We start from the raw sequence: 23361 nt of genomic DNA on the forward strand, positions 1-23361 counted from the left end.
GCCACGGCTCACGCGAAGCCGTAGGTGAAGTCTCCATCGGCCACATCCAGCGTGACGCCCTTGAGCTCCTGGCCCTGGCTGACGCGCGTGAGGTACTCGATCGAGATCTTGGGCAACACGGTGTTGGTGAGGATGGCATCGATGATGCGACCACCCGACTCCGGGTTGTCGCAGCGCTTGACGATGAGCTTGACCGCCTCTTCGGTGTAGGTGAAGGGGATGCGGTGGTTCTCTTCGACGCGCTTCTTGATGCGGTTGAGCTGCAGGCGCACGATCTTGGCCATCATCTCTTCCGACAGCGGGTAGTAGGGGATCGTGACGATGCGGCCCAGCAGCGCGGCCGGGAAGATCTTGAGCAGCGGCTCGTGCAGGGCCTGGGCCAGGCCATCGGGCTCCGGCGCCATCTCGGGGTCCTTGCACATGTTCATGATCAGCTCGGAGCCGGCGTTGGTCGTCAGCAGGATGATCGTGTTCTTGAAGTCGATGTAGCGGCCTTCGCCGTCTTCCATCCAACCCTTGTCGAAGACCTGGAAGAAGATCTCGTGCACATCGGGGTGGGCCTTCTCGACCTCATCGAGCAGCACGATGCTGTAGGGACGACGACGCACGGCCTCGGTCAGGATGCCGCCTTCGCCATAACCCACATAGCCCGGAGGCGCGCCCTTGAGCGTGGACACCGTGTGGGCTTCCTGGTACTCGCTCATGTTGATGGTGATGACGTTCTGCTCGCCACCGTAGAGCGCCTCGGCCAGGGCCAGGGCGGTTTCGGTCTTGCCGACACCCGAGGTGCCGCACAGCATGAACACACCGATGGGCTTGTTGGGGTTGTCCAGGCGCGCACGGGCGGTCTGGATGCGCTTGGCAATCATGTCCAGGCCATGCTGCTGGCCGATCACGCGCTTGCCCATGGTCTCGCCCAGGCGCAGCACGGTTTCCAGCTCGTTCTTGACCATGCGGCCCAGCGGAATGCCGGTCCAGTCGGACACCACGGCCGCCACGGCCTGGGCATCCACGGAGGGCAGGATCAGCGGGTTCTCGCCTTGCAGCACCACCAGCTTGTCCTGCTCGATCTTCAGCTCGGCCAGCATGGCGGCACGCTGAGCATCGTCCAGCGCAGCGGCCTGCGAGGCGGCACTGTCCACCGGGTTGTCGGTGCCACGCAGTTGAGCGCGCAGGGCCAGGATCTTGTCGACCACGGCCTTCTCGTCCAGCCAGCGCTTTTCCAGCTCGGCCAGGCGGGCGCGTTCGGCGTCCAGCTTGGCCTGGGCTTCGGTGCCCCGGTTGCCCACCTCGATGCCCACAGCGGCTTCACGGCCGATGATGGCCAGCTCGATCTCCAGGCCATCGATGCGATGGCGGCTGTCTTCCACGGCCGGCGGCGTGGCGTGCTGGCTGACGGCCACACGGGCGCAGGCCGTGTCCATCAGGCTCACGGCCTTGTCGGGCAACTGACGCGCGGGAATGTAGCGGTGCGAGAGCTTGACCGCGGCCTCGATGGCCTCGTCGAGCAACTGCACGCGATGGTGCTTTTCCAGCACGGAGGCCACGCCACGCAGCATCAGCACGGCCTTGGTTTCATCGGGCTCGGGCACCTGCACGACCTGGAAACGGCGGGTCAGGGCGGGGTCTTTCTCGAAGTACTTCTTGTACTCGGCCCAGGTGGTCGCGCCGATGGTGCGCAAGGTGCCACGCGCCAGGGCGGGCTTGAGCAGGTTGGCCGCATCGCCGGTACCGGCCGCGCCCCCCGCGCCCACCAGGGTGTGCACTTCGTCGATGAACAGGATGATGGGCTTGGGCGAGGACTGCACCTCGTCGATCACCTGGCGCAGGCGCTGCTCGAACTCACCCTTCATGCTGGCGCCGGCCTGCAGCAGGCCCAGGTCCAGGCTCAGCAGGGACACGTCCTTGAGCTGGGGCGGCACATCGCCTTGGGCCAGGCGCTGTGCAAAGCCCTCGACCACCGCGGTCTTGCCCACACCGGCCTCACCGGTCAGGATGGGGTTGTTCTGGCGGCGGCGCATCAGGATGTCGACGATCTGGCGGATCTCGTCGTCACGACCGGAGACCGGATCCATCTCGCCCTTGCGGGCCTTGTCGGTCAGGTCCACCGTGAACTTCTTGAGGGCCTCCTGCTTGCCCATGGCGGCCGGGGCCATGGCACCGGCCTCGCTGCCGGGCTGAGCACCGCCACCCAGGGCGCTGCCATCTTGCGCACCCATGCTGGCCTCGGCGCTGGCGCCACAGATCTGGTCGAAGCTCTCGGCCAGGTCATCGCCCTTGATCTTCTCGAACTGACGCGAGATGGCGATCAGGGCATTGCGCAGCGAGTTGGTGCGCACCATGGCCAGCATCAGGTAGCCCGAGCGCACCTGCGCATCACCGAACTTGAGCGTGCTGTAGACCCAGGCGCGCTCGATGGCCATCTCGATCTGCTCGGAGAAGTCCGAGATCGCGGTCGAACCACGGGGCAGGCGGTCCAGTGCCGCCGTCACGTCCTTGGCCAGCACCGAAGCGTCCAGCCCGAAGTGCCGGATGATCGCGTCGACATCCGACTCGTTGTTCTGCAGCAGCTGCGTGATCCAGTGGACCAGCTCCACATAGGGATTGCCGCGCAATTTGCAGAACACGGTCGCCCCTTCGATGGCTTTGTAGCCCAGGGGATTGAGCTTGCCAAACAAGGCCACCCGGCTGATTTCACTCATGGCTCGATCCTTTTATTGCAAAGATAGATGTTCAACGTTCATGATCAGGTCGGCCGCATCCCGCGGGCGCTGGCGCTGGTTGAACCAGCTGCTGCGCCCCAGGGCTCCGGCGACCTGAGACCTCCCGAGAGACCAGGCGGGCACATCCTCCTTGCGGAGAATGAGCTGCAGGTCCCACGCAAACTCGAAACCGACATACTGCCGCACCAGCGCCTTGAGGGCCTTGAGCCCCTGAGAGCCCGGCAGAAAGTCCTGGTATTGGGCCAATGACACGGGCCCGATGACGATGCGGAACTTGTGCTGCACGTCCCAGACCTGCGCACCCAGCACCGCCCCCCGCCCCAGGCCCTGCTGGCCATGGCGCGTCAGGCGCGAGCGCTCGTCCTTGTGCAGCGGCATCCAGTGGCCGGCAAACTGGTCCACGCGCACCGTCACCCCGAACTGCACCTGGATCCAGGCCCGCAGGCCATCGGCATCCCGCACCTGGCGGGCCAGGCGACCAGCGTAGTACAGCTTGGCATGGTCGGGCAACTCGTCGCGCTGACGGAAAGCCGCCCCCCCCAGGCCGAACAGCGCGCCCAGCCAGCGCTCGATGCTGGCATCGTCGGCGCGGTCCAGCATCACCGCCGGCTGCGACCGTGTCCAGGCACGGTAGAGCAGCAGGCCGAAGCGGTGCAGCAGCATGTCCAGAAAGCGCTGCATGGTCGGATCACCCTGGTGCATGCTGCGCTCGCGCACATACTCCGTCAGGTGGATGGGCAAGGCGCCATTGGGGCCCAGAAAGCCGATCACGCGCTGCACCAGCCGGGCCGGGCCATCGCCCGGCGGCAGAGTCTGGGCAATGGGGGCCGGCGGAAAGCTCAGCGTCGGGTCTTGCGCAAAGCGCACCGGCTCATCCTGCGGGCGCAGAGCCTGCCCCAGACGCGGCAGATGCGGATGCGCGCCTTCGATGCGGCGCAGGGCCTGGAACAGATCGAAGTCGTACGGCCGCTCATTCAGGCGCTGCCACAGCGCCTGGATCTGAACGTCGTCGCGCACCGCGCTCACAGCACCGGCCTCGCGCCCGGCTGGGGCATCCAGCGCATGACCTCGCCACGCGTCAGCGACTGCAGCACGGTCTGCGCATAGGTGTTCATGGACACATGCCGCGCCATGTAGTGGTGCAGCACAGAAGCGAACAGGAAGGCGCTGCCCCCTTCAAACGACAGCTCATCGAGCGTGAGCTGGATCTCGATGCCACGCGCAAAGGCAATCGGCCCCGGCACAGGGTGACGACGCACCACCGGCTTGGTGGCCACCTGACGCAGCCCCTCGATCTGGCGCTTGGTGGCCGGATCACAGGCCATGGCAAACAGATACATCAGCTCGCGCAGCGCCTGCCCACCCTGCACCGGATCAGTGTCGACGATGGACAGGTAGTTGAGCGACAGCAGATTGAGCAACTGCCAGGCCGCCGAACCATCACGCAGGGAGCTCAGGGGCCGCGACGGTCCCGCCGCCACCTGGATGCCCGAAATGGGCGCGGCCGTGTCCAGCGTGAGGCCCGCCCCCGCCGGCATGAACACCGGCAGATCGCGGTTGGTACAGGTCACCTGCAGCGAGAGCTGGCGCAGCGTGTGCGGGAAGGGCGATTCGCGCGCATCGACCAGGGAGAGGAAGACCTCGGAGCCGACATAACCAGAGCGCGCCCCCTCGCGGCGCACCTTGTCCGAGGCCAGGCGCGGCTGACGCACCGCGCTCCAGTAGGCCTGATGGCCGGCCGGGGCACCGTGCGGCGTGGCGAACAGCGGGTAAAAGGTGACACTGTCGTTGGACTGGGTCACCCCCTCCACCGAGCTCACACCATGCACTTCGAAATCCACCGGCGCCGAACGCTCGGGCACCACGTGGAACTCGAAACTGCTGTCATTGACCTGCACACGGTCGGCGCGATGCGGGAACAGATTGACCGCCGGCACGCAGTGCAGTGCAAAGTTGTTGGCCTCGACCACGCCTTCCAGACCCTCGCCCTGACGAGAAAACAGCAACACCAGTTCGCACTCGTTGCCAGCACAGGCGGCAAAGCCCGGGTTCAGGCCATTGACGTCGACAAACAGGAAGCGCTGCGGGAAGGCAAAGTACTCCTGCATCAGACGCACACCCGACAGGCCGCGCTGCGTCACCGGCAGCAGGGCCTCGTCGTCGGTGTAGCCCACGGGCTGGACGGCCTCCTTGGTGAGCAGACGGCGGCTGCTCTCACCCGAACGACCGGGCGGGCCCACCAGCACGCCCACGCAGGCGCCCAGGATCAGCTCCTGCAGCTTGAAGGCCACATCGGTCAGCCCTCCCAGATAGAAGCGCAGGCTGTCGAGCCCCACCTGGGCAAACGTCAGCCCGGCGGGCAGGGTCAGGCGCAGGCGCACACCAGCGCGCGGACGCTCTTTCAGCGCCAGGGTCGACAGCGACAGATCGGCGGCGTTGATGAAGTACTCGGCCGACGTCACCGTGATGGGTGTCAGTGTCACGTCCTGCCCAGTGCGGAACTGGCAGCGCGTCGAGCTGATCGAGGGCGCCGCCCCGCTCATCGCGGTCCCCCGGGGGATCACCACGCCCTTGAGCAGATTGGGATCGGGCAAGGGCTGCATCTGCGCCACCAGCATGGACGGCACCGGGGCACTGAGGTTGGGGCAGACCATGTCCAGCAGGCGCTGCGACAACTGTGGAAACTCTGCATCGAGCTTGAGCTGCACGCGCGCGGCCAGAAAGGCCGAGCCCTCCAGCAGCCGCTCGACATAGGGATCGGCCACTTCCAGGCCCTCGATGCCCAGACGGGCCGCGATCTTGGGGAACTCGCGTGCGAACTCCGCGCCCATCTCACGCAGATAGCGCAGTTCCTGGTTGTAGTAGCGAAGCAGTCGTGGGTCCATGGGATGCTCGGGTTCTCACGATTGCATGTCAGGCACGCATGTCTCGCACGGCGGCCTGACCGGTTTCAACGTCCATGGCCGCGCTCAGCAGCAGCTCCAGCGGCACGGGCTGGTTCCACATGTGGCCACGGATGACCAGCTTGAGCTGGTTGTGGTGGCTGCGCGCATGGCCATCGATCTGGGCCTCGACCTCCAGGGTGTTGCGGTCGATGCGGGGCTCGAAGTCCAGGATGGCCTGCTTGATGTCGGCACTCACGGCACGCAGATCCAGCCGCCCCACGGCTTCACCCGACAGGGACGGCAGACCGTAGTTGAGCACCGAGGCCTGCGCAAAGGGCGCCTGCTTCCACATGGCCAGTTCTGCTTCGATGTAGCCTGGCCGGGTCACCTTGCCCACCCGACGAGATGGCTCGGCGCGGTTGGCATTGAACAGCCAGGACAGATCGCGCAGCACAGCGGCGCGCAACTGCTGGCGCGACAGCACCCGCGCGTCCAGCGGTTCGGTGCTGGTGCGCGGATCGTTGTCGGTCAGGCGGTCCAGCAACGAGGGCTGCAGGCGCTCCTGGGAGGTGAGTTCGGCCATGGGTGATGCTCGGCGTCAGGCTCAGACCGCAGGGGCCGGCTCCTGCAGGTCTGCATCGCTGGAGGCCGGTGGCTCCAGTTCGATCAGACGCGTGTTAAGCAGGCTGTGGTCACCCAGGTTGGAGGTCAGCAGGCGCTGGCCCAGCCCGGCGTAACGCTCGCTGCCAGCCCCGCCCAGCGGTGTCCATTCGGTCTTGCGCGACAGCAGGATCTGAGGGTCTTCGCTGGACTGCGAACCAGGGTAGCGCGAAGGAATCATCGCCACGACCTCGCCCCCATTGTCGAAGGTCAGGTAGGCCGGCGACCACACCATGTCACGCAGGTCCTGAGGCACGTCCAGCGAGATCTTGGTCAGACGCGAGAAGGGGATCCAGTAGTACTTGCCATTGACGAAGGCCTCCAGCACGGGGCCCAGGCGCGAGTCGGCATCGGCGATCCACTCGAAACGCTCGCCATCGATGGCGCCGGGCACGGCAGGCGCGGCCTCGAAGGCGCGCGCGGCCAGATCATCGGCCAAGGCCTGGTTGCCCTGCCCTGCCTGCAGCAGGGATTCGATCAGCATGGCCAGCCATTGGTCTGGGTGACCGAAGACCATGGGCGCGCGCTTGCCGGCAAAGACCTCGGCCCGCAGCAGCTCACAGCGCAGGGCATGGCCCACCATCTCACGCATGGGAATGGCCGCAGGCATCAGGTCGGCTGCCACATTGAGCTGCGTGTGTGCACGCTCCCACTGGCCCAGCACGCACAACAGTTGCGCCATGAAGATGCGCATGCGTGCATCGGCCGGCTTGGTCTTGACGGCCGCGATCAGGTGCTTGAGCGCCGTGGCCGGGTCGCCGTCGCGAAGGGTGGTTTCCGCCAGTTCCAGTGCGTCAGACATGAGCAGCTTTCTTGTGAGAGAAGAAGGAGGATGTGCCCGGGTTCATCTCAGAACCCGTGACCACAATCGGTACAGAAGCGCGCCGCGCGTGGCATCACGCTGCCACACGAGGGACAGGACTTGTGGGTGCTGGCCATGTCAAAACCACACTCGTGACAGAAGCGCCCACCCTGGCTGGGCACCTGGCAATTGGGGCAGCGCTGCACATTGTCGGCGCTCTCGCCGTAGCCGCCCGAGCCGCCCACAGGCTGGCGCCCTTGCGCCTGCTTCAGGCAGTTGTTGCACTGGCCCTCGTCTTCGTTCCAGCAGTCACCGCAGAACATGTCCTTGCAGGTGGGGCACTTGTGGAAGTAGCGCTGGGCTTCGGCCTGGGCTTCGAGGAAGGCCTCGTCGTGGGCGCCCCGCGAACTGGCATCGGCCACCGTGCCGGTGGCCCGCCCCGCCTTGCTCAGGTCGGAAAACAGAAAGGCCAGCCGAGACAGCCAGCCCGTGATCTGCCCGACGCGGTGCGGCTTGAACTTGCTGCGCCAGGTGAAGTCGCAGCCCTGGCAATAGAACTCGAACTGGAAGCCCGCAGACAAGGCATCCTTGCTGCTGAGGTCTCGGTAATTCTTCATTCGGTTCATGGAAACAGCCCTTGTCGTGAAACGCCCGCCCGATCCAGAGGATCAGCGGCCGATCTTGTTCTTCTTGATGTATTCGTCGATCAGCTTGATGACCGCATCCTTGTCCAGGCCGGCGGACTCGTTCCTGGCGGCCTCGAAGCGCTGCACGCCCAGCTCGGGCTTGTCTTCCAGGCTGGCCGCTTCCATCGTGACGCTGCGCGAGTTCATCAAGGTGAACTTCTGTGCGCCCGAGCCGCTCGTGGTGCCGGGCGTGCCGCTGCGCCCCCGGTACTGGATCGAGACTTCATCGTAGTTGAAGGTCCACACCTCGCTGAGCACGACCTCATCGTCGTCGCTGTCGACCTCCAGGTCATAGGACATCAGCAGCACGCCCTTGAGGTCCATGCGCACCATGAGGCTCTTTTGCGTGCGCTGCACCAGGATCATGGTGGCCGTGGGAATGCGCTTGCCCGATTCCAGATAACCCAGCATGCCCGTGGTGGCGCCATCGACCGGCTTCTTGATCGAGATGCCCTTGCCCACGGCCTGCTTGGTGCTGCCGGCCGAATCCTTGGAGGCGGCCTCTTCCAGGCTCATGCCCCAGGCCCAGTCGATCAGCTCGATCTGGCCCACGAAGTCGACTGCCTCGGCATCGCCACTGATGCCGACCGAGGACAGGTTCAGGTAAATCTCTGCGTATTGCATCTCGGGCCTCTCAGGTCTCGTTCAGATCGATCGCGTCCTGGAACTGCGACCGGTAGATCTTGGCCGTCGACTTGTAGCGGCCATCGGCACCGATCGCGTACTGCTCGACCTTGATCTTGGCGTATCGGATCGAGATGTCCTCTTGCAAGATGATGGAGTTGCCCATCGAGTTCATGTTCAGCGTGACCGACTCCAGCCGCGCCTTTTCAATCTCGATGGCAAAGGCCTGACGCAGGGTGCCCTCGGTGTCATTGACACGGTGGGCCACGGTGATGCGCGCCTTGACGATCGGATCGCGCGACTGCAGACAACTCATCAGCTTGATCGATGAGGCATCGAAGCGTTTGGTGAGCGACAGCGGCGAAAACGCCGGTTTGCGGATGGGGTCGGCGTTCTTCTGGGGGACGTCCTGGTTCACGCCCAGGGACCAGTCAAAGTCCAGCAGAACGATCTGCCCTTCGAACCCCTCGAATTCGCTCTCGCCCGTGAGCTTGCCATTCTTGGCGAACTCGACGTTCAGAAATATTTGGCTCCAGCCCATGATGCTCGCGACCTCGTTGAGTCATGCCCTGTGAACACAAACCACCGCGTGATGCCTGTCGTGCGGGCCCGCTGCCAAGCAGACCCACACGGCAGGCATCAACGACTAAGCGTCCGTGTGCGTTTTGACAACGCACACGGACGCCAGCCGGATGATTCGCCTTACTTGACCAGCTTGTTGCCGGCGATGTCCCACTGGAATTCACCAGCGTCGGACAGCTTGCCGTCGTTGCCTTGGGCCTTGTACTTGATGTAGATGTCCTTGCAGACCATTTCCACGTCCTGGCTCACGGCACCGTCTTCACCGCCCTTGGTCGACACCTTGGTCGTGAAGGCTTGCTTCATTTCGATGCGGAAGTATTCCTGGGGCAGGTCATGCGCGCCAGTCTGCTTACACATCACGATTTCGACCTTGCCGAAGTGCACACCCTTGACGATGTTGCGCAGGATCTGGGGGGAGGACTTGTCGAAGTAGTGCGAGAAGCTCAGGGCACCCGGCTGGGCCTTGCCCACGGCAGCACCGCCACCCTTGAGGAAGCTGGACTCAGCTTCGATGTCCCAGCTCCAGTCGCCGATTTCGATCCAGCCGGCGCTGCCAGGAAAGTTTTCCTGCAGCGATTCACCGGTAGGGACGCCTTCAAATTTGATAAATGCATTACCCGGCATGATTGACTCCTAAATTGGTCAGAGTTAACAAAAAATGGGCTGGATCAGCCCTTCTTCTCAGAAGGCAGTTTGGAGACCAGCCGCAGAGAAACCGTGAGACCTTCAAGCTGATAGTGAGGCTTGAGGAAGAACTTGGACGAGTAGTAGCCCGGTGCGCCTTCGACCTCTTCGACCACCACTTCGGCAGCGGCCAGAGGACGCTCGGCCTTGGTGACCTCGGAAGAGTTGACGGGATCGCCATCGACGTAGTTGCCGATCCAGTCATTGAGCCAGGTCTGCATGGCGTCACGCGACTTGAACGAACCTACCTTGTCGCGCACGATGCACTTGAGGTAGTGAGCGAAACGGCAGGTCGCGAACAGGTAGGGCAGACGGGCAGCGAGCGCGGCGTTGGCCGTGGCGTCGGGGTCGTCATACTCGGCAGGCTTTTGCAGGGACTGGCCACCGATGAAGGCTGCGAAGTCCGAGTTCTTGCGATGGATCATCGACAGGAAGCCGTTCTTGGAGAGTTCGGCTTCGCGACGATCGGAGATCGAGATCTCGGTGGGGCACTTCATGTCCACGCCGCCGTCGTCGGACGGGAAGGTGTGGGTGGGCAGGTTCTGCACGGCGCCGCCAGACTCGATGCCGCGGATGCGCGAGCACCAGCCGTATTCCTTGAAGGAGCGGTTGATGTTGGTGGCCATGGCGTAAGCGGCGTTACACCAGCTGTACTTGCCGTGGTCGCCACCGGCGGTGTCTTCCTCGAAGTCGAACTCTTCGACCGGGCTGGTCTTGGCGCCGTAGGGCAGGCGCGCCAGGAAGCGCGGCATGCACAGGCCCAGATAGCGTGCGTCGTCGGACTCACGCAGCGAGCGCCAGGCGGCGTACTCGGGGGTCTGGAAGATCTTGGTCAGGTCGCGCGGGTTGGCGAGCTCCTGCCACGATTCCATCTGCATCACGGTGGGCGCTGCGGCAGCCAGGAAAGGGGCATGGGCTGCGGCCGCGACCTTCATCATCTCGCCCAGCAACTCGACGTCCGGCGGGGTGTGGTCGAAGTAGTAGTCGCCCACGAGGCAGCCGAAGGGCTCACCACCGAACTGACCGTACTCTTCTTCGTACATCTTCTTGAAGATGGGCGATTGATCCCAGGCAGTGCCCTTGAAGCGCTTGAGCGTCTTGCCCAGGTCCTGCTTGGAGATGTTCATCACACGGATCTTGAGCTGCTCGTCGGTCTCCGTGTTGTTGACCATGTAGTGCAGGCCACGCCAGGCAGATTCCAGCTTCTGGAAGTCCTCGTGGTGCAGGATCAGGTTGACCTGCTCGGAGAGCTTCTTGTCGATCGCGGCAATCATGGCCTCGATGGACTTGACGGCATCGGCACTGACGATGTTGGTGTTGGCCAGCGCCTGGGCAGCCAGGGTCTGGACGGCCTGCTCGACGGCGCTCTTGGCCTCGTCGGTCTTGGGCTTGAATTCCTTTTGCAGCAGCGAGGTGAAGTCGTTGCCTTCGAGGGTGACGCCAGCCAGCGCCGCGCTTTGTTGTGACTGTTCAGCCATGTCGATTCACTCCAGGGGCGTTGTTTATTCGGCGTCTGCGGGTTTGGCGCTGGATGACAGCGAAGCCAGCAGGGCTGGATCGTTGAGCACCTTGGCGATCAACTCTTCGGCACCGGTCTTGCCGTCCATGTAGGTGATCAGGTTGGACAATTGCGTGCGGGCTTCGAGCAGCTTGTTGAGGCCCTCGACCTTGCGGGCCACGGCCGCCGGCGAGAAGTCGTCCATGCTTTCGAAGGTGATGTCCACGGGCAGGTTGCCTTCACCCGTCAGGGTGTTGGGCACCTGGAAGGCCACGCGGGGCTTCATGGACTTCATGCGGGCGTCGAAGTTGTCGACGTCGATTTCCAGGAACTTGCGATCAGCCACGGCGGGCAGCGGATCAGCCGGTTTTCCGGACAGGTCGGACATGACGCCCATCACGAAGGGCAGTTGCACCTTCTTCTCAGCGCCGTACAACTCGACGTCGTACTCGATCTGCACGCGGGGAGCGCGGTTACGCGCAACGAATTTTTGACCGCTCATTTGTATGACTCCGTTTCAATGACCATTCGGCTCACTAAGCCACATTACATCAAGGCGAGGAAGACTCTACCCTTACCCGACTGGGGCCCCCAAGAACTAGGGGGGCGATGCACTTCAGTATCCACTGTCGTCCATCCCTCCAGCCACGGAGTTGGGGTCCACGCCCATGATTTTGGCCACTTCGTTGAGCGCTTCTGGCGCCAGCTCCTTGACCAGCTCCAGGAAATTCTTGTCGATCAGCTTCTGCGCCCGGCGCAGGAACATCTGCGCGGGGTTGGTGGGCTCGGTGCGCTCCAGGTAGGCGCACACCAGGTCGATGGCCTTGATGGCGTCTTCACGCGTGTCGATCGAGTCCCCCAGGCCGCCCCCACCGCCGCGGGAAGCGCGTCGCGACGGGGCCTCCTCGTGGTCATCGGTGCTGCTGCCACCCGCCAGATCACCCAGCAGGCTGTCGAGGTCATCCAGACCACTGCCACCGTCGGCACTGGGGGTGACCTTGGCCAGGGCCGACAGCATCTCCTTGAGGGTGTCGCAGGAGGGACCACGGCCATAGCCTGCGCGCTCATCCAGCAGGTTCAGCAGATGATCGAGCTCGTCGCGTGTACGCGACGCCAGGTCACGCAGGCCCTCGTCTTCGGCCACGGCATCCCGCAGCATTTCCTCGATGCCCGACACGGTCATGGGCGACTCGTCCTCGCGGGCAGGCACGCTGCCGAGCGCCACTTCCAGGTCCCGCACGGTGAGCTGGCCGATGGCCCGGCTGCGGAAGATGAGTGACTGACGGATGTCGCCCAGCAGGGTGGAGGCATCCTCCAGCTGCGCCAGCACGTTGAGGCGGGCGTAGGCATCACCATCGTCCGGGTCTGGCTTGGGATGGGCATCATCCCAGTAGCGTTCGAGCAACTCGCGGATCAGGCGCAGGGTGTGCGGCAGGGAGCTCAGCCCCTCGCGGTGCAACTGGCCACGTCCCCACAACAGCGCCACGCGGATGTCCCGCGTGCGGTTGAGCAGGGATTCGGACAGCTCGATGACCCGGCTCCAGTCCGGCGGTTCCGCCGCAGAGAACTGGGTCTCGGGCTTGCCTTCGGACGCCTTGGTCAGGTCCAGAAACTCGTTGTCGTATTCCAGGTCCTCGCCGCACGGGGGGTCTCCCAGGGGCTCCAGCCAGGCATCGACTTGGGCAGCACAGTCACTCATGAGATTGCCGTAGGTGTGTTGATGATGGTGTTTGAGAATGTAGCTTAGCGACTGCAAGTGACATCTGTGCTGACGGTGCTCATGGTGTTGCGCAATCCCCGCAGGGTCAAGCCTACGGTTTAGGGGCGTCACCTGCGGCCTGCGCTATCCTGAGCCCATGCCCGCAATCCTGACGGTCACCATGAACCCGGCCCTGGACCTGTCCACCTCGGTGGACCAGGTGATGCCCACGCACAAGCTGCGCTGCGCGGCGGCCCAGATCCACCCGGGTGGCGGCGGCATCAATGTGGCCCGGGTGGTGCACCGGCTGGGGGGTGACTGCCTGGCCTTGTACCCCGCCGGCGGCGTCACGGGTCAGTCACTGAAGCAACTGCTGGACGCCGAGCAGGTGCCCCATCGCTGCATCGACATCGCTGCTGAAACACGCGAGAGCTTCTCGGTGCACGAGCTCAGCAGCGGGCTGGACTTTCGCTTCGTGCTGCCCGGCCCGACCTTGCAGGCGCCGGAGTGGCAAGCCTGCCTGGCGGCCATCGGGTCCCTGCCCGAAGCGCCGCGCTACCTGGTGGCCAGCGGCAGCCTGCCGCCGGGCGTGCCCGTCGACTTCTACGCCCGCTTGAGCGCGCAAGCCAAGGCCCAGGGCAGCCACGTGGTGCTGGACACCTCGGGGCCGGCCCTGGCGGCGGCCCTGGCGGAGGGCGTCTACCTGTTCAAGCCCAGCCTGCGCGAACTGCGCGACCTGACCGGCCAGGCCCTCGCCGATGAAGCTCAGTGGTGTGCGGCCGCGCGGCAACTGATCGACCAGGGACAGGCCCAGATCGTGGCCCTGTCCCTGGGGGAAGACGGCGCCATGCTGGTGACGGCCGATCAGGCCTGGCGTGCGCCGGCCCTGCAGGTGACGGTGGCCAGCACCATCGGCGCCGGCGACAGCTTCCTGGGGGGGCTGGTCTGGGCCCTCAACCAGGGACAGGATCTGAGCGAGGCCTTTCGCCATGGCATGGCCTCGGGGGCCGCGGCGCTGCTGAGCCGTGGCACCACGCTGTGCGACCCCCAGGACGTGGCCCGCCTGCACCAACAGGTGGTCTTGCGCTCACTGTGACACGTCGGCCAGCGCGCGGCGCGGGCTCAGCCATTGGACCGCCTCGTCGGCAGGCACCGGCCTGCTGTACAGATAGCCCTGGTACTGGTCGCAACCATGGGCCCGCAGGAAGTCGAGTTGATCCTGGGTCTCCACGCCTTCGGCGATGGTGCGCAACCCCAGGCTGTGGGCCAGGTTGATCACGGTCACTGCGATCACCTCGTCCTGCGGATCGAACTTCAGGCCTCTCACGAAGGACTGGTCGATCTTGAGCTTGTCGATGTCGAAGCGCTTGAGGTAGCTCAGCGATGAATAGCCCGTGCCGAAGTCGTCGATGGACAGGGCCACGCCCAGGCGCTTGAGGCCATCGATGGTGGCGATGGTGAAGTTCGAATCCTCCATGGCCACGCTCTCGGTCAACTCCAGCTCGACCATGTTGGCCGGCAGGCCGCTGAGCTGCAAAGCCTCGATGACGGCATCGCGCAGGCCCGGGTCCTTGAACTGTGCCATCGACAGGTTGACCGCCACCGGCACGATGTCCAACCCAGCCGCTGCCCAGGCCGCGTTTTGCTGCAAGGCGGTGCCGAGCACCCAACGCCCGATCTCGCGGATCAGGCCCGAGGCTTCGGCCACGGGAATGAAGCGTCCCGGGGGCACCAAGCCCCACTCCGGATGCTGCCAGCGCACCAGCGCCTCCATTCCCACCAGGCGCCCGCTGGCCACATCGATCTGGGGCTGGTAGTGCAGCACCAGTTGATGGCGCTCGACGGCCAGCCGCAGGTCGCGCTCCATGACCAGGGTCTCCTTGACCTGATCCTGCACGCTGCGCGAGAAGAAGCGGAAGGTGTTGCGCCCTTCCCGCTTGGCCTGGCTCACCGCCGACTCCGCCGCCTGGGTCAACTGCACCAGGTCCGCCCCGTTCTCCGGGAACTCGGCAATGCCGACGCTGGCGGTCAGGCGCAACTCCTGCCCCCTCACGTCCACGGGCTCGGCCACCGCGCTCATCAGGCGCATGGCCACGGTGGCCACATCCCGGGCAGTGATGTGAGGCAAAAGGATGATGAAGTCATCCCCCCCCAGGCGCGACACGGTGTCCTCAGGTCGCAGGGCGGTCAGCAGGCGCTGCGCCAGGGTCACCAGGACCTCATCGCCGACCTCATGCCCCAGCGATTCATTGACATGCTGGAAGTGATCGACGTTGAGGTGCATGACCACCACCGGCGCATGCGTGCGCCCCGCCGTGGCAAACGCCACCTTGGCCCGGTCGAACAGCAGGGTGCGATTGGGCAATCCGGTCAGGATGTCGTAGTTGGCCAGACGCTGGATGCGCTCCTCGGCCGCCTTGCGCCCGGTGGAGTCCATGAAGATGCCCATGTACTGCTGCACCTGCCCCTGCGCATCCTTGATGACCGTGATGATCAGCCACTGGGGATAGATCTCGCCGGATTTGCGGCGGTTCCAGACCTCGCCTTCCCAGTGGCCTTCTTCACGCAGTTGCTGCCACATCCCCTCGTAGAAGGCCTTGTCGTGGCGACCCGACCGCTGGATCGCGGGTGTCTTGCCGATCACCTCTTCGGGCTCATACCCGGTGATGCGCGTGAAGGCACGGTTGACCGACACATAACGGTTGTGCGCATCGGTGATGCTGATGCCTTCCTGGCTGGCGTCGAACACATGGGAGATCAGGCGCAGACGTTCCTCGGCCTGGTAGCGATCGGTGATGTCCGTGAGCAGGATCAGGCGAGCCTTGATGCCGTCGAACTCCAGGCTGTGGCCCGCGATCTCGACCCAGAACAAGGAGCCGTCCTTCTTGCGGTGCCGCCACACCCCACCAAACAGCTGGCTGCGGCCGCTCGCCTCATGGTCCGCCAACATGGCCTGGAAGCGCGCGACATCCTCCGGCGGGCGGATGTCCAGCACCGTCATGGCCAGGAACTCGTCACGGCTGTAGCCGTACTTGTTCACGGCGGCCTCGTTGACCGACAGGAACCTCAGGCTGTCCTCATCGTAGATCCACATGGGCTGCGGATTCAGGCGGAAGAGGTTGCGGTAGCGTCGGTCTGCCTCGATCATGGCCAGCTCGACCCGCTTGCGCTCGGAGATGTCCAGCCAGGCGCCATGGATCTGCGCGGGCCGTCCGTCCGCATCCCGCTGCAGGATCAGATGATCGTTGACCCAGCGATAGACGCCATCGGCGTGCAGGAAGCGATATTCATGGTGGACGCTGCCAGACTCGAACAAGGTCTGCTGTGCCCTCTCCACCTGCGACAGATCGTCAGGGTGGACATGCTGGCGCCAGAAATCCGGCTGTGCCATCCATTGATCCACGCGATAGCCCATCATGGGTTCGATCTGATCGCTCACGAAATCGGTCACGAAGCCCTGCCCGGTGGGATCGGCACGGAGCGAATAGATCACGGCCGGGGCGACCTCCAGCACACGCGCCAGGCGATCTTTCTCGCGCAAGGTTTCGGCTTCCAGGCGCGAGCGCTCGCGCTCGGCCTGACGGACCAGCACATAGATCAGCAGCGTACTGGCCAGCACGAAGGCCACGCCCTTGACCGACTGTGCCGTCTGGCGGGCGTGCGGATCCTGGATCAGGAATTCCAGGATCCGATCGGAAATCAGGATCCAGGCCACCCCGAAGGCCAGGAACAGGCCGACGATGCGTGATGCGTTCATGAACGGGTCTCGCCTCCTGAATATTGTGGGTCTGCAGACGCCAGTATGCGCGATTCAGGCCAAGGGGGCCAGCAGCCCCTGGAGGTCCTCCGCGCTGAACTTGACCGAACCCGCCTGGTCCGTGCCGAGCACGCCTTCGGCCAGGGCCGCCTTGCGCGCCTGCAGGGCCAGCATGCGCTCTTCGATGCTGCCCTCAACCACCACCTTGTAGACAAAGACCGGCTGGTCCTGCCCGATGCGGTGCGCCCGGTCGGTGGCCTGCTGTTCCACGGCGGGGTTCCACCAGGGATCCAGGTGGATGACGGTGTCGGCTGCGGTGAGGTTGAGGCCCACGCCGCCGGCCTTCAGACTGAGCAAAAGCACCGGCACCTCGCGCGCCTGGAAACGCGCCACGACCGTCCCCCGCTCATTCACCGGCGTGTCGCCCGTGAGCGACAGGCAGGGCAGATCCAGCGCCATCAGTGTCTGCTCGACCAGCCCCAGCATCTCGGTGAACTGGGAGAACACCAGCACCCGACGCCCTTCGTCCACCATCTCGGGCAGCACGTCCTGCAGCCAGGCCATCTTGGCGCGCTCCATCGTGGCGGGGGTGGCCACACCCTTGACCAGGCGAGGATCGCAACAGACCTGGCGCAGCTTGAGCAGGGCATCGAGGATGGCGATCTGCGAACCCGCAAAGCCCTTGCGCTGGAGCACGCGACGCACCTGCTCATCGGCCGCCACGCGCACGCTCTCGTACAGGGCGCGCTGCTCGCCCTCCAGGGCCACGCGGCGCACCACCTCGGTCTTGGGGGGCAGCTCGGTGGCCACGTCCTGCTTGCGTCGGCGCAGGATGAAGGGGCGCACGCGGCGTGCCAGCAACTCGGCCCTCAGGGTCTCGCCGTTCTCTTCGATGGGCTTGCGCCACTGGCGCGTGAAGCTGCGCGCATCGCCCAGAAAGCCGGGCATCAGGAAATCGAAATGCGTCCACAGCTCGCCCAGGTGGTTTTCCAGCGGCGTGCCGGTCACGCACAGGCGGTGCCGGGTGGGCAGCCGACGCAGGGCCCCGGCCGCGCGGCTGCCCGCGTTCTTGACCATCTGCGCCTCGTCCAGGATCAGCAGGTGCCAGGGCTGCCGCGACAGCACGTCGATGTCGCGCCACAGCAGGGGGTAGGTGGTGAACACCACATCGTGCTCGGCCAGGCGGTCGAAGTCGCGCGCGCGGGCGCTGCCTTGCAACACCAGCACCCGCAAGGTGGGCGCGATGCGCGCCGCTTCAGCCTGCCAGTTGGCGATCAGCGAGGTCGGCAACACCACCAGGGCCGGCACATCCAGCCGCCCGGCGCGCTGCTCGATGAGCAGGTGTGCCAGCACCTGGGCCGTCTTGCCCAGGCCCATGTCATCGGCCAGGATGCCCGCCAGATGGTGCTCGCGCAGGTACTGCAACCAGGCCACGCCCTGCAGTTGATAGGGACGCAAGGACAGGCCCAGACCCACCAGGGCGCCCGCCTCGATCGGCGGGGGTGTCCCCGCCGCCTTCAATCGCTCGGCCAGCGTCTGGAGACCGGCCGCACCCTGAAGTTGCCAGCCACCATGGGGCCCGGCACGGCGGGCCTGCGTGTCGGCCAGGCCCTGGCGCAAGGCCTCCAGGCGATGTGCTTCCCAGGTCGAGAGCTGGATCGGCCCACTGGCTCGGGCCTCGCGGTAGGGGTCGGTGAGCAGATCCACCATGGCGCCCACGATGGCCTTGATCGGGGCCGCCGGGGCATCGATGCGCCGCCCCCCGGGCGCGCGCAGCGAGATCATGGCGTCATCGGCGATGGCCGCGATCTGACGCGCATCCAGCCAGCGGCCATCGCGCCGGATCAGGTCGGCCAGCATGGGTGCCAGGTCCAGGGTCTCGCCCTCCACCTCCACCCCCAGGCTCAGCAGCCAGGAGCCCTGGCGGCGCGGGGCGGTCAAGGCACCGAGTTCGGTCACACGCGGACCCAGGGGTGCCACCAGTTCGCGACCGGCCTCCTCGCCGGTGTCCGGGTCGATCACGATGCGCCAGGCGTCGACCACCACACTCTGATGGGCAAAGCCGGGCCACACGACGATGGACCAGCCTGCGGCCTGCAGGCGCGGCACCTGATCGGCCCAGAAGTCTGCGAAGTGGGCCTCTTCGGGCAAGGACCACCAGATCGTCTGCCCATCGGCCAGGGTGGGGCTGCGCCACTGGATGGCTTCGGCGGGCAGCGGCCGCAGACCCGAGGCCCACAGGGCATCGCGGGCATCGGCCTCACCTGCCAGATCGCGCTGCAGGGTCACCCGCTGGCTCCAGGCGCCACGCAGCACCTCGGTGGGTTTGGGGCGCGCATTGAGCACCTTGGTCGGAGCGGGTGTCTCCCAGTTCAGGCCGACGTCGGTGGTGTAGAGCCAGTCCACACGCGCCACGGTGACCTGGGTGCTGCGCGGCCCGAAGCCTGGCACCGCGCGCAGGCCCAGAACCCCATCACCGCGGGTGAGGGTCTGCAAAATCAGGCGAGGGCGAAAACGCCCGGGGACCCAGGGGTCCGATCCGCCAGGCCCCGCGTGCTGGGATGACAAAACACCACTCCTCGGAGGCTGTGAACAAGGCGCATTGTATTGAGCCCGACTTCAAGTTAGGGGGCGAGGTTCGGTTGCCTGCGCACCCGCGCGGATGTAGTCTCAACGCTCATCCATCGATTGCATGACATTTCTTCAGGAGGACCGACATGCCCATCAGCAAGGACGACATCAAACGTCTGGCGGGGTTCGAGTTGAACGCCCTGCTCGCCGCTGGCACGCTGCCAGCGGACCTCTTTGACGGTGCCCGCATTGGCGCCGCCCCGACCGTGATCTACGACGTGAACGGCTCCCCCCTGTTCCACCGAGTACCGGTGACGCGGGGCAAGCAGCGCGTGGCCTTTGCCGACATCGCCGCCGACGAATCGCTCGGACACCCCTTGCTGGCGGTGTCCCAAGGCGTCGACTGGGATGAACAAGCCGTGGTGGCCGCCGCCGTGGCCGCAGCCAAGGCCAAGTACCGCACCCTGGCCTACGACAGCACCCGCATCGTGGCCTACAGCTACCCCAAGATCGCAGTGCAGTTCCTCAAGGGGCAGGACGAAGTGCTCATGCTGGAGTGGATGACCTGGGCCCCGGTGCCCCCGCTCAAGCCCAAGGACAGCAAGCGCCCGCAAGAGCCCGGCCAGTTCGAGCGCTGGAGCCTGCTCGACAGCCTGCCTGCCGCCACCCGCCGCGCCAATGTCAAGAAGTTCAGCGTGCGGGCCGATCAATGGAAGGCGACCGAACTCAGCAAGCTGACGCCCGCGCTGCTGAGCAAGACCAAGTTCCTGGAGATCGCGCGGTTCAAGCTGGTCGAGACCTACGAGATCCACTACTCGCCTCGACTCGAAGACCACGCGATCTGCTTCGAGCTGCGCGGCCAGGAGACCAATGTCTGGTGCGTGGGGGCCAGCGTTCAGATGCTCCTGCTGTTCTACCGCTACAACTACACCCAGACCCGCCTGGCCACCGAGCTGGGCCTGGGCACGCTCGCCTCGCCCAATGGCCTGCCTTATGGTCAGGAGCAGAAGGTCGTGGACACCATCGAGAAGCTGTCGTCCAAGGCCCTGGATGCCACCATGGTGGCCAACCCGGGCTGGAGCGTGTACTACAACGACCTCAAGGCCAACCGTCCCATGATCAGCTTCATCCCGGGGCACTCGCGTGCCGTGGCGGGCTACACCCGCAACCAGTTGGCGCTGGTGGGCTTCACACCCTTCCGCGGCCTGCTGGTCTACGATCCCTGGCCGCCCACCGGTGGCGTGATCACCCGCTGGGAAAACTTCGACACCACCACCTACCGCTTTGCCTTCACGGCGGCGCTCAAGCATGTGTGATGTCCAGCAGGTGACACGTTGACCGCCCGACAGGCCAGCGACACGGCCCGGCAAGCGCTCCAGAGTGGCGCCCTCGGTGACGCCTGGACGCGCGCGCATGGGATGGTCGCGCCCGCCATCCCCATCGAAGCCCCGCGCGGCCACACCCACGCGTGGTTTGTCCCGGTGCTGTACCAGGACCGCCTGCTGGGCTACGCCGAGATCGGCCTGGACCTGCGCGTGCATCGCTACGCCAGCTTCATGCGCCGTGAAGGGCAGATCGAGGACTGCCCGCCCGCCACCCACTGGCTGGATCCGGCCAGCGTGGCACAACGCGCCGCGCCCTGGCTGCAGCCGGGGGACACCAGCGGCACGCCCTACCTCAGCCACGACACGCACCCCTCGCGCCTGGCCTGGGCCGTGCCCGTCCAGACGCCTCAGGGCCCGGAGCGGCTGATCTACGTGGCCGGTGACGCCGTGTATCCCGCACGGGCCGCAGGGGACGGCAACGGCGCGACCTGAGCACGCCACAGACCCCATGCGGTTCTAGGGATAGTGGTGCCTGACAACGACGCCTAGACTGCGATCTCTCCCCACGCGATCGGCTGGCACAGCCGAAGCCATCGGGGTGGCGGCAAGCTGCACACAGCGAGGTCCCCATGAGCGTCAAGATCCCATCGAGCTTTGACTTCGGCGTTGACCTGGGTGTCGATCTCGACATCTCCGGCATCCCCACCTCCTTCAACATCGCCACCAAGGTGGAGCCCCTGTCCCTGCATCTGGACATGGCCCCCATCGAGGTCAAGCCCATCGACTTCTCTTTGCGCCTCAAGGAGATCCCCGCCATCCGAGCGCACCTGCCGTTGGACTACCGCGTGGGTCTGGCACTGCTGGGCAAGGAAGTGCTGTGCGTGCGCTTGTGTGGCCAGGGTCAGGTGATCACCGAGCCCTATGTGGCCAACCCCTGCGAGGCACGGCCATCGGCCTTGCAGCATCAGCCTGACCTGCAGACCCTCGACCGCCTGGTCTCGGAGGCCGGCCGTGGCTGAGCGCCCCCCCAAGTCACCCGCGTGGGAGGCCCAGTTCATCGGCCCTCCCGGCCGCCTGCGCCTGGCGGGCGTGAATGCCGAGCAGTGGCAACAACTGCAGGATCTGCAGTTGCCCGAAGGTCTGCGCTCCGGCCGTGCCGGTCCGGCCTTGCGTCGTGGCCGCGATCCATCTCGAACCCGCCTGCGCCTGCCCGCCGGCACGCCGCCAGGCGACTACGAAGTGCTGGCGCGCTGGGCCGATGGCCGGCAACAGGCGGTCACCGTGTCGGTACAGGCCAGACCCCGCCTGCGTGTGACCCCTTCGGTGCTGCGCCTGGTGGGCCTGCCCGACGCATCCGTGAGCGCACGCCTGCTGCTGAACAACCGCGGCAATGTGCCCATCGACATCAGCTCGGCCCTGGTGACCGGTCTCTTCGACGACGACGGCATCGAGACCGCGCTGGCCTCGGTCTACCGCATGGAGAGCACCGACGTGAGCCAGATCGTCGGCCACGCCTTCGGCAAGCTGCGTGAGGCCCATGGCGGGCTGCTCAAGCTGCGCGTGCGCGACGGTGCGGGGCTTCTGGCACCGGGCGAACAGCGGCTCATCGATCTGGAGACGCGCCTGGCGGACAAGCTGCAGCCGGGCCACAGCTACCACGGTGTGCTGGAGATCGGCAGCCATGGCATCGCCATCGAAGTACTCGTGACCAAACCCCTCACAGGAGTGACGACATGAAGGATTGCAAACCCTGCCAGGGCCAGGACAACAAGGGCATCGAAGACGGCATCAAATCCCTGTTCAACGCACAACTGCTGCTGGGCAAGGAATTGCTGGGCCTGCTGGGCGATGTGGGCAGCGCAGCCATGGACAAGGCGGGCCAGTTCCGCCTGTCCAAGGGCGACTGCGGCTGCGACATCCCCGAGCCCTGCTGGATGCCCCAGTCACTGGGAGACGTGCGCTGCCGACTGGCCCCGGGCGATCGCGGCACGGTGTGCCTGGTGGTGACCAATGGCGACTTCAGGCCACACCACTACCAGTTCGCAGCCACCGGCAAATCGGCCGCCCATGTGAGCTTCTCGGTAGCGGCCGCCACGCTGGGGCCCAAGGAGCGCATCGCCGTGACGGCCACCTTCACCGCACCACGCGACCCCAAGGATGAAGAAGACTGCCGCTGCATCGACCACGAACTGCTGTTGTGGGTGCGCGGTTGTCGCAATCACTACCTGCGCTGGAGCGTGGATGAGGTCGCCAAGAGCGCCTGCTGCTGCCACGAGGTCATCGTCAACGACGACCCCGACTACGTGCAGCACTGGTATGACCATTTCTATGTGGCACGACCCTGCCTGGGTGCGGCCTCTGCGCCCGGCACGACGGGCACCAGCACCGTGGGAGTCATCCGATGAGCCGCGTCACCGACCTGATCAAGGGCGCCGTCGAGCTGAACCTGCGCTACACCTCCACCCTGCTGCACCTGTCCAAGGACTACCTCAAGGATGCCGGCGTGGTGCTCACGCGCGACGAGGCCCCCGCACCTGAGCCGGCTCCAGGCACCCCACCCGGCACCACCCGCCCGCCGCTGCTGATCGCAGGCCAGCGGGGCGATCTGGCCAACGCGGCGTTTGCCATCAACAACCCCGGCGACAAAGACATGAGCGTGCACCTGCTCGTGCAGGGCGAGCTCAGTGACGATCAGGTGCGCCTGAGCCCGGACCGTTTCACCCTCCAGGCCGGCGCCGGCACCATCGTGCGCGTGCTGGTGAGCATCGACGAGCGGCTGGAGGTGGACAGGGACTACACCGGCCAGGTGGTGGCGCCCGGCCTGTCCACGCAAGGGGTGCCCTTCATCGTGCGGCGACTGGCCGG

21 protein-coding genes are annotated in these 23361 nt (G+C 65.6%); 7 read left to right on the forward strand and 14 right to left on the reverse strand.

Annotation, left to right across the window (positions count from 1 at the left end; genetic code table 11):
• Window positions 1-8: 8 nt before the first annotated feature.
• The 12 genes from tssH to tssA form a co-directional block, all read right to left on the reverse strand.
• Window positions 9-2702, reverse strand: a complete 2694-nt coding sequence (gene tssH, locus VFW84_RS14635) for a type VI secretion system ATPase TssH (RefSeq protein WP_329681199.1) — start codon at window positions 2700-2702, stop codon at window positions 9-11.
• 12 nt (window positions 2703-2714) lie between these two features.
• Window positions 2715-3740: a type VI secretion system baseplate subunit TssG gene (tssG, locus tag VFW84_RS14640; RefSeq protein WP_329681200.1), complete on the reverse strand. Its 1026-nt coding sequence runs from the start codon at window positions 3738-3740 to the stop codon at window positions 2715-2717.
• 5 nt (window positions 3741-3745) lie between these two features.
• On the reverse strand, window positions 3746-5608 hold the full coding sequence (tssF, locus tag VFW84_RS14645) for a type VI secretion system baseplate subunit TssF (protein WP_329681201.1): 1863 nt from the start codon (window positions 5606-5608) through the stop codon (window positions 3746-3748).
• 28 nt (window positions 5609-5636) lie between these two features.
• Window positions 5637-6191, reverse strand: coding sequence for a type VI secretion system baseplate subunit TssE (gene tssE, locus VFW84_RS14650; RefSeq protein ID WP_329681202.1), 555 nt, complete (start codon window positions 6189-6191; stop codon window positions 5637-5639).
• Window positions 6192-6212: 21 nt separating this feature from the next.
• A complete protein-coding gene (locus tag VFW84_RS14655; protein WP_329681203.1) occupies window positions 6213-7070 on the reverse strand; it encodes a type VI secretion system accessory protein TagJ in 858 nt (285 codons plus the stop codon).
• Between the two features lie 47 nt (window positions 7071-7117).
• The gene (locus VFW84_RS14660) at window positions 7118-7696 is read right to left on the reverse strand and encodes a zinc ribbon domain-containing protein (RefSeq protein WP_329681204.1); all 579 of its coding nucleotides are present in this window, start codon (window positions 7694-7696) and stop codon (window positions 7118-7120) included.
• Window positions 7697-7738: 42 nt separating this feature from the next.
• Entirely contained in the window at window positions 7739-8380 is a 642-nt protein-coding gene (locus VFW84_RS14665; RefSeq protein ID WP_329681205.1) for a type VI secretion system tube protein Hcp, read from the reverse strand.
• Between the two features lie 10 nt (window positions 8381-8390).
• A complete protein-coding gene (locus VFW84_RS14670; protein ID WP_329681206.1) occupies window positions 8391-8921 on the reverse strand; it encodes a type VI secretion system tube protein Hcp in 531 nt (176 codons plus the stop codon).
• A 161-nt stretch (window positions 8922-9082) separates the two neighbouring features.
• Entirely contained in the window at window positions 9083-9586 is a 504-nt protein-coding gene (locus VFW84_RS14675; RefSeq protein ID WP_329681207.1) for a type VI secretion system tube protein Hcp, read from the reverse strand.
• 44 nt (window positions 9587-9630) lie between these two features.
• A complete protein-coding gene (tssC, locus tag VFW84_RS14680; protein ID WP_329681208.1) occupies window positions 9631-11124 on the reverse strand; it encodes a type VI secretion system contractile sheath large subunit in 1494 nt (497 codons plus the stop codon).
• 24 nt (window positions 11125-11148) lie between these two features.
• Window positions 11149-11646, reverse strand: coding sequence for a type VI secretion system contractile sheath small subunit (gene tssB / locus VFW84_RS14685; protein WP_329681209.1), 498 nt, complete (start codon window positions 11644-11646; stop codon window positions 11149-11151).
• 114 nt (window positions 11647-11760) lie between these two features.
• Window positions 11761-12843 (reverse strand): type VI secretion system protein TssA, encoded by a 1083-nt coding sequence (gene tssA, locus VFW84_RS14690; RefSeq protein WP_329681210.1) that lies wholly within the window; start codon window positions 12841-12843, stop codon window positions 11761-11763.
• A 157-nt stretch (window positions 12844-13000) separates the two neighbouring features.
• Between tssA and VFW84_RS14695 the strand changes: the two genes are divergently transcribed.
• A complete protein-coding gene (locus VFW84_RS14695) occupies window positions 13001-13939 on the forward strand; it encodes a 1-phosphofructokinase family hexose kinase (protein ID WP_329681211.1) in 939 nt (312 codons plus the stop codon).
• Here VFW84_RS14695 and VFW84_RS14700 read toward each other — a convergent pair.
• Both VFW84_RS14700 and VFW84_RS14705 read right to left on the reverse strand, forming a co-directional pair.
• A complete protein-coding gene (locus tag VFW84_RS14700) occupies window positions 13931-16600 on the reverse strand; it encodes a sensor domain-containing protein (protein WP_329681212.1) in 2670 nt (889 codons plus the stop codon). The genes VFW84_RS14695 and VFW84_RS14700 overlap by 9 nt on opposite strands.
• A gap of 54 nt (window positions 16601-16654) precedes the next feature.
• Window positions 16655-19168, reverse strand: a complete 2514-nt coding sequence (locus VFW84_RS14705; protein ID WP_329681213.1) for a DEAD/DEAH box helicase — start codon at window positions 19166-19168, stop codon at window positions 16655-16657.
• Window positions 19169-19317: 149 nt separating this feature from the next.
• Here VFW84_RS14705 and VFW84_RS14710 point away from each other — a divergent pair, with 149 nt between their 5' ends.
• From VFW84_RS14710 to VFW84_RS14735, 6 genes are all read left to right on the forward strand, one after another.
• Window positions 19318-20487: a C39 family peptidase gene (locus VFW84_RS14710; protein WP_329681214.1), complete on the forward strand. Its 1170-nt coding sequence runs from the start codon at window positions 19318-19320 to the stop codon at window positions 20485-20487.
• Window positions 20488-20505: 18 nt separating this feature from the next.
• The gene (locus VFW84_RS14715) at window positions 20506-20988 is read left to right on the forward strand and encodes a hypothetical protein (protein ID WP_329681215.1); all 483 of its coding nucleotides are present in this window, start codon (window positions 20506-20508) and stop codon (window positions 20986-20988) included.
• 137 nt (window positions 20989-21125) lie between these two features.
• Window positions 21126-21515 carry a hypothetical protein gene (locus VFW84_RS14720; protein WP_329681216.1) on the forward strand — a complete coding sequence of 130 codons (390 nt, stop codon included), beginning with the start codon at window positions 21126-21128 and terminating at the stop codon, window positions 21513-21515.
• Window positions 21508-22233 carry a hypothetical protein gene (locus VFW84_RS14725; RefSeq protein WP_329681217.1) on the forward strand — a complete coding sequence of 242 codons (726 nt, stop codon included), beginning with the start codon at window positions 21508-21510 and terminating at the stop codon, window positions 22231-22233. Before VFW84_RS14720 ends, VFW84_RS14725 begins: the two co-directional genes overlap by 8 nt.
• Window positions 22230-22901 carry a hypothetical protein gene (locus VFW84_RS14730; RefSeq protein ID WP_329681218.1) on the forward strand — a complete coding sequence of 224 codons (672 nt, stop codon included), beginning with the start codon at window positions 22230-22232 and terminating at the stop codon, window positions 22899-22901. The genes VFW84_RS14725 and VFW84_RS14730 overlap by 4 nt, the downstream gene beginning before the upstream one ends.
• A partial coding sequence (locus VFW84_RS14735; RefSeq protein ID WP_329681219.1) for a hypothetical protein occupies window positions 22898-23361 on the forward strand: 464 nt, incomplete at its 3' end. The genes VFW84_RS14730 and VFW84_RS14735, both read left to right, overlap by 4 nt.

Source organism: Aquabacterium sp. (assembly GCF_036279655.1).
In the GTDB taxonomy this organism is placed as follows: Bacteria; Pseudomonadota; Gammaproteobacteria; order Burkholderiales; family Burkholderiaceae_C; genus Aquabacterium.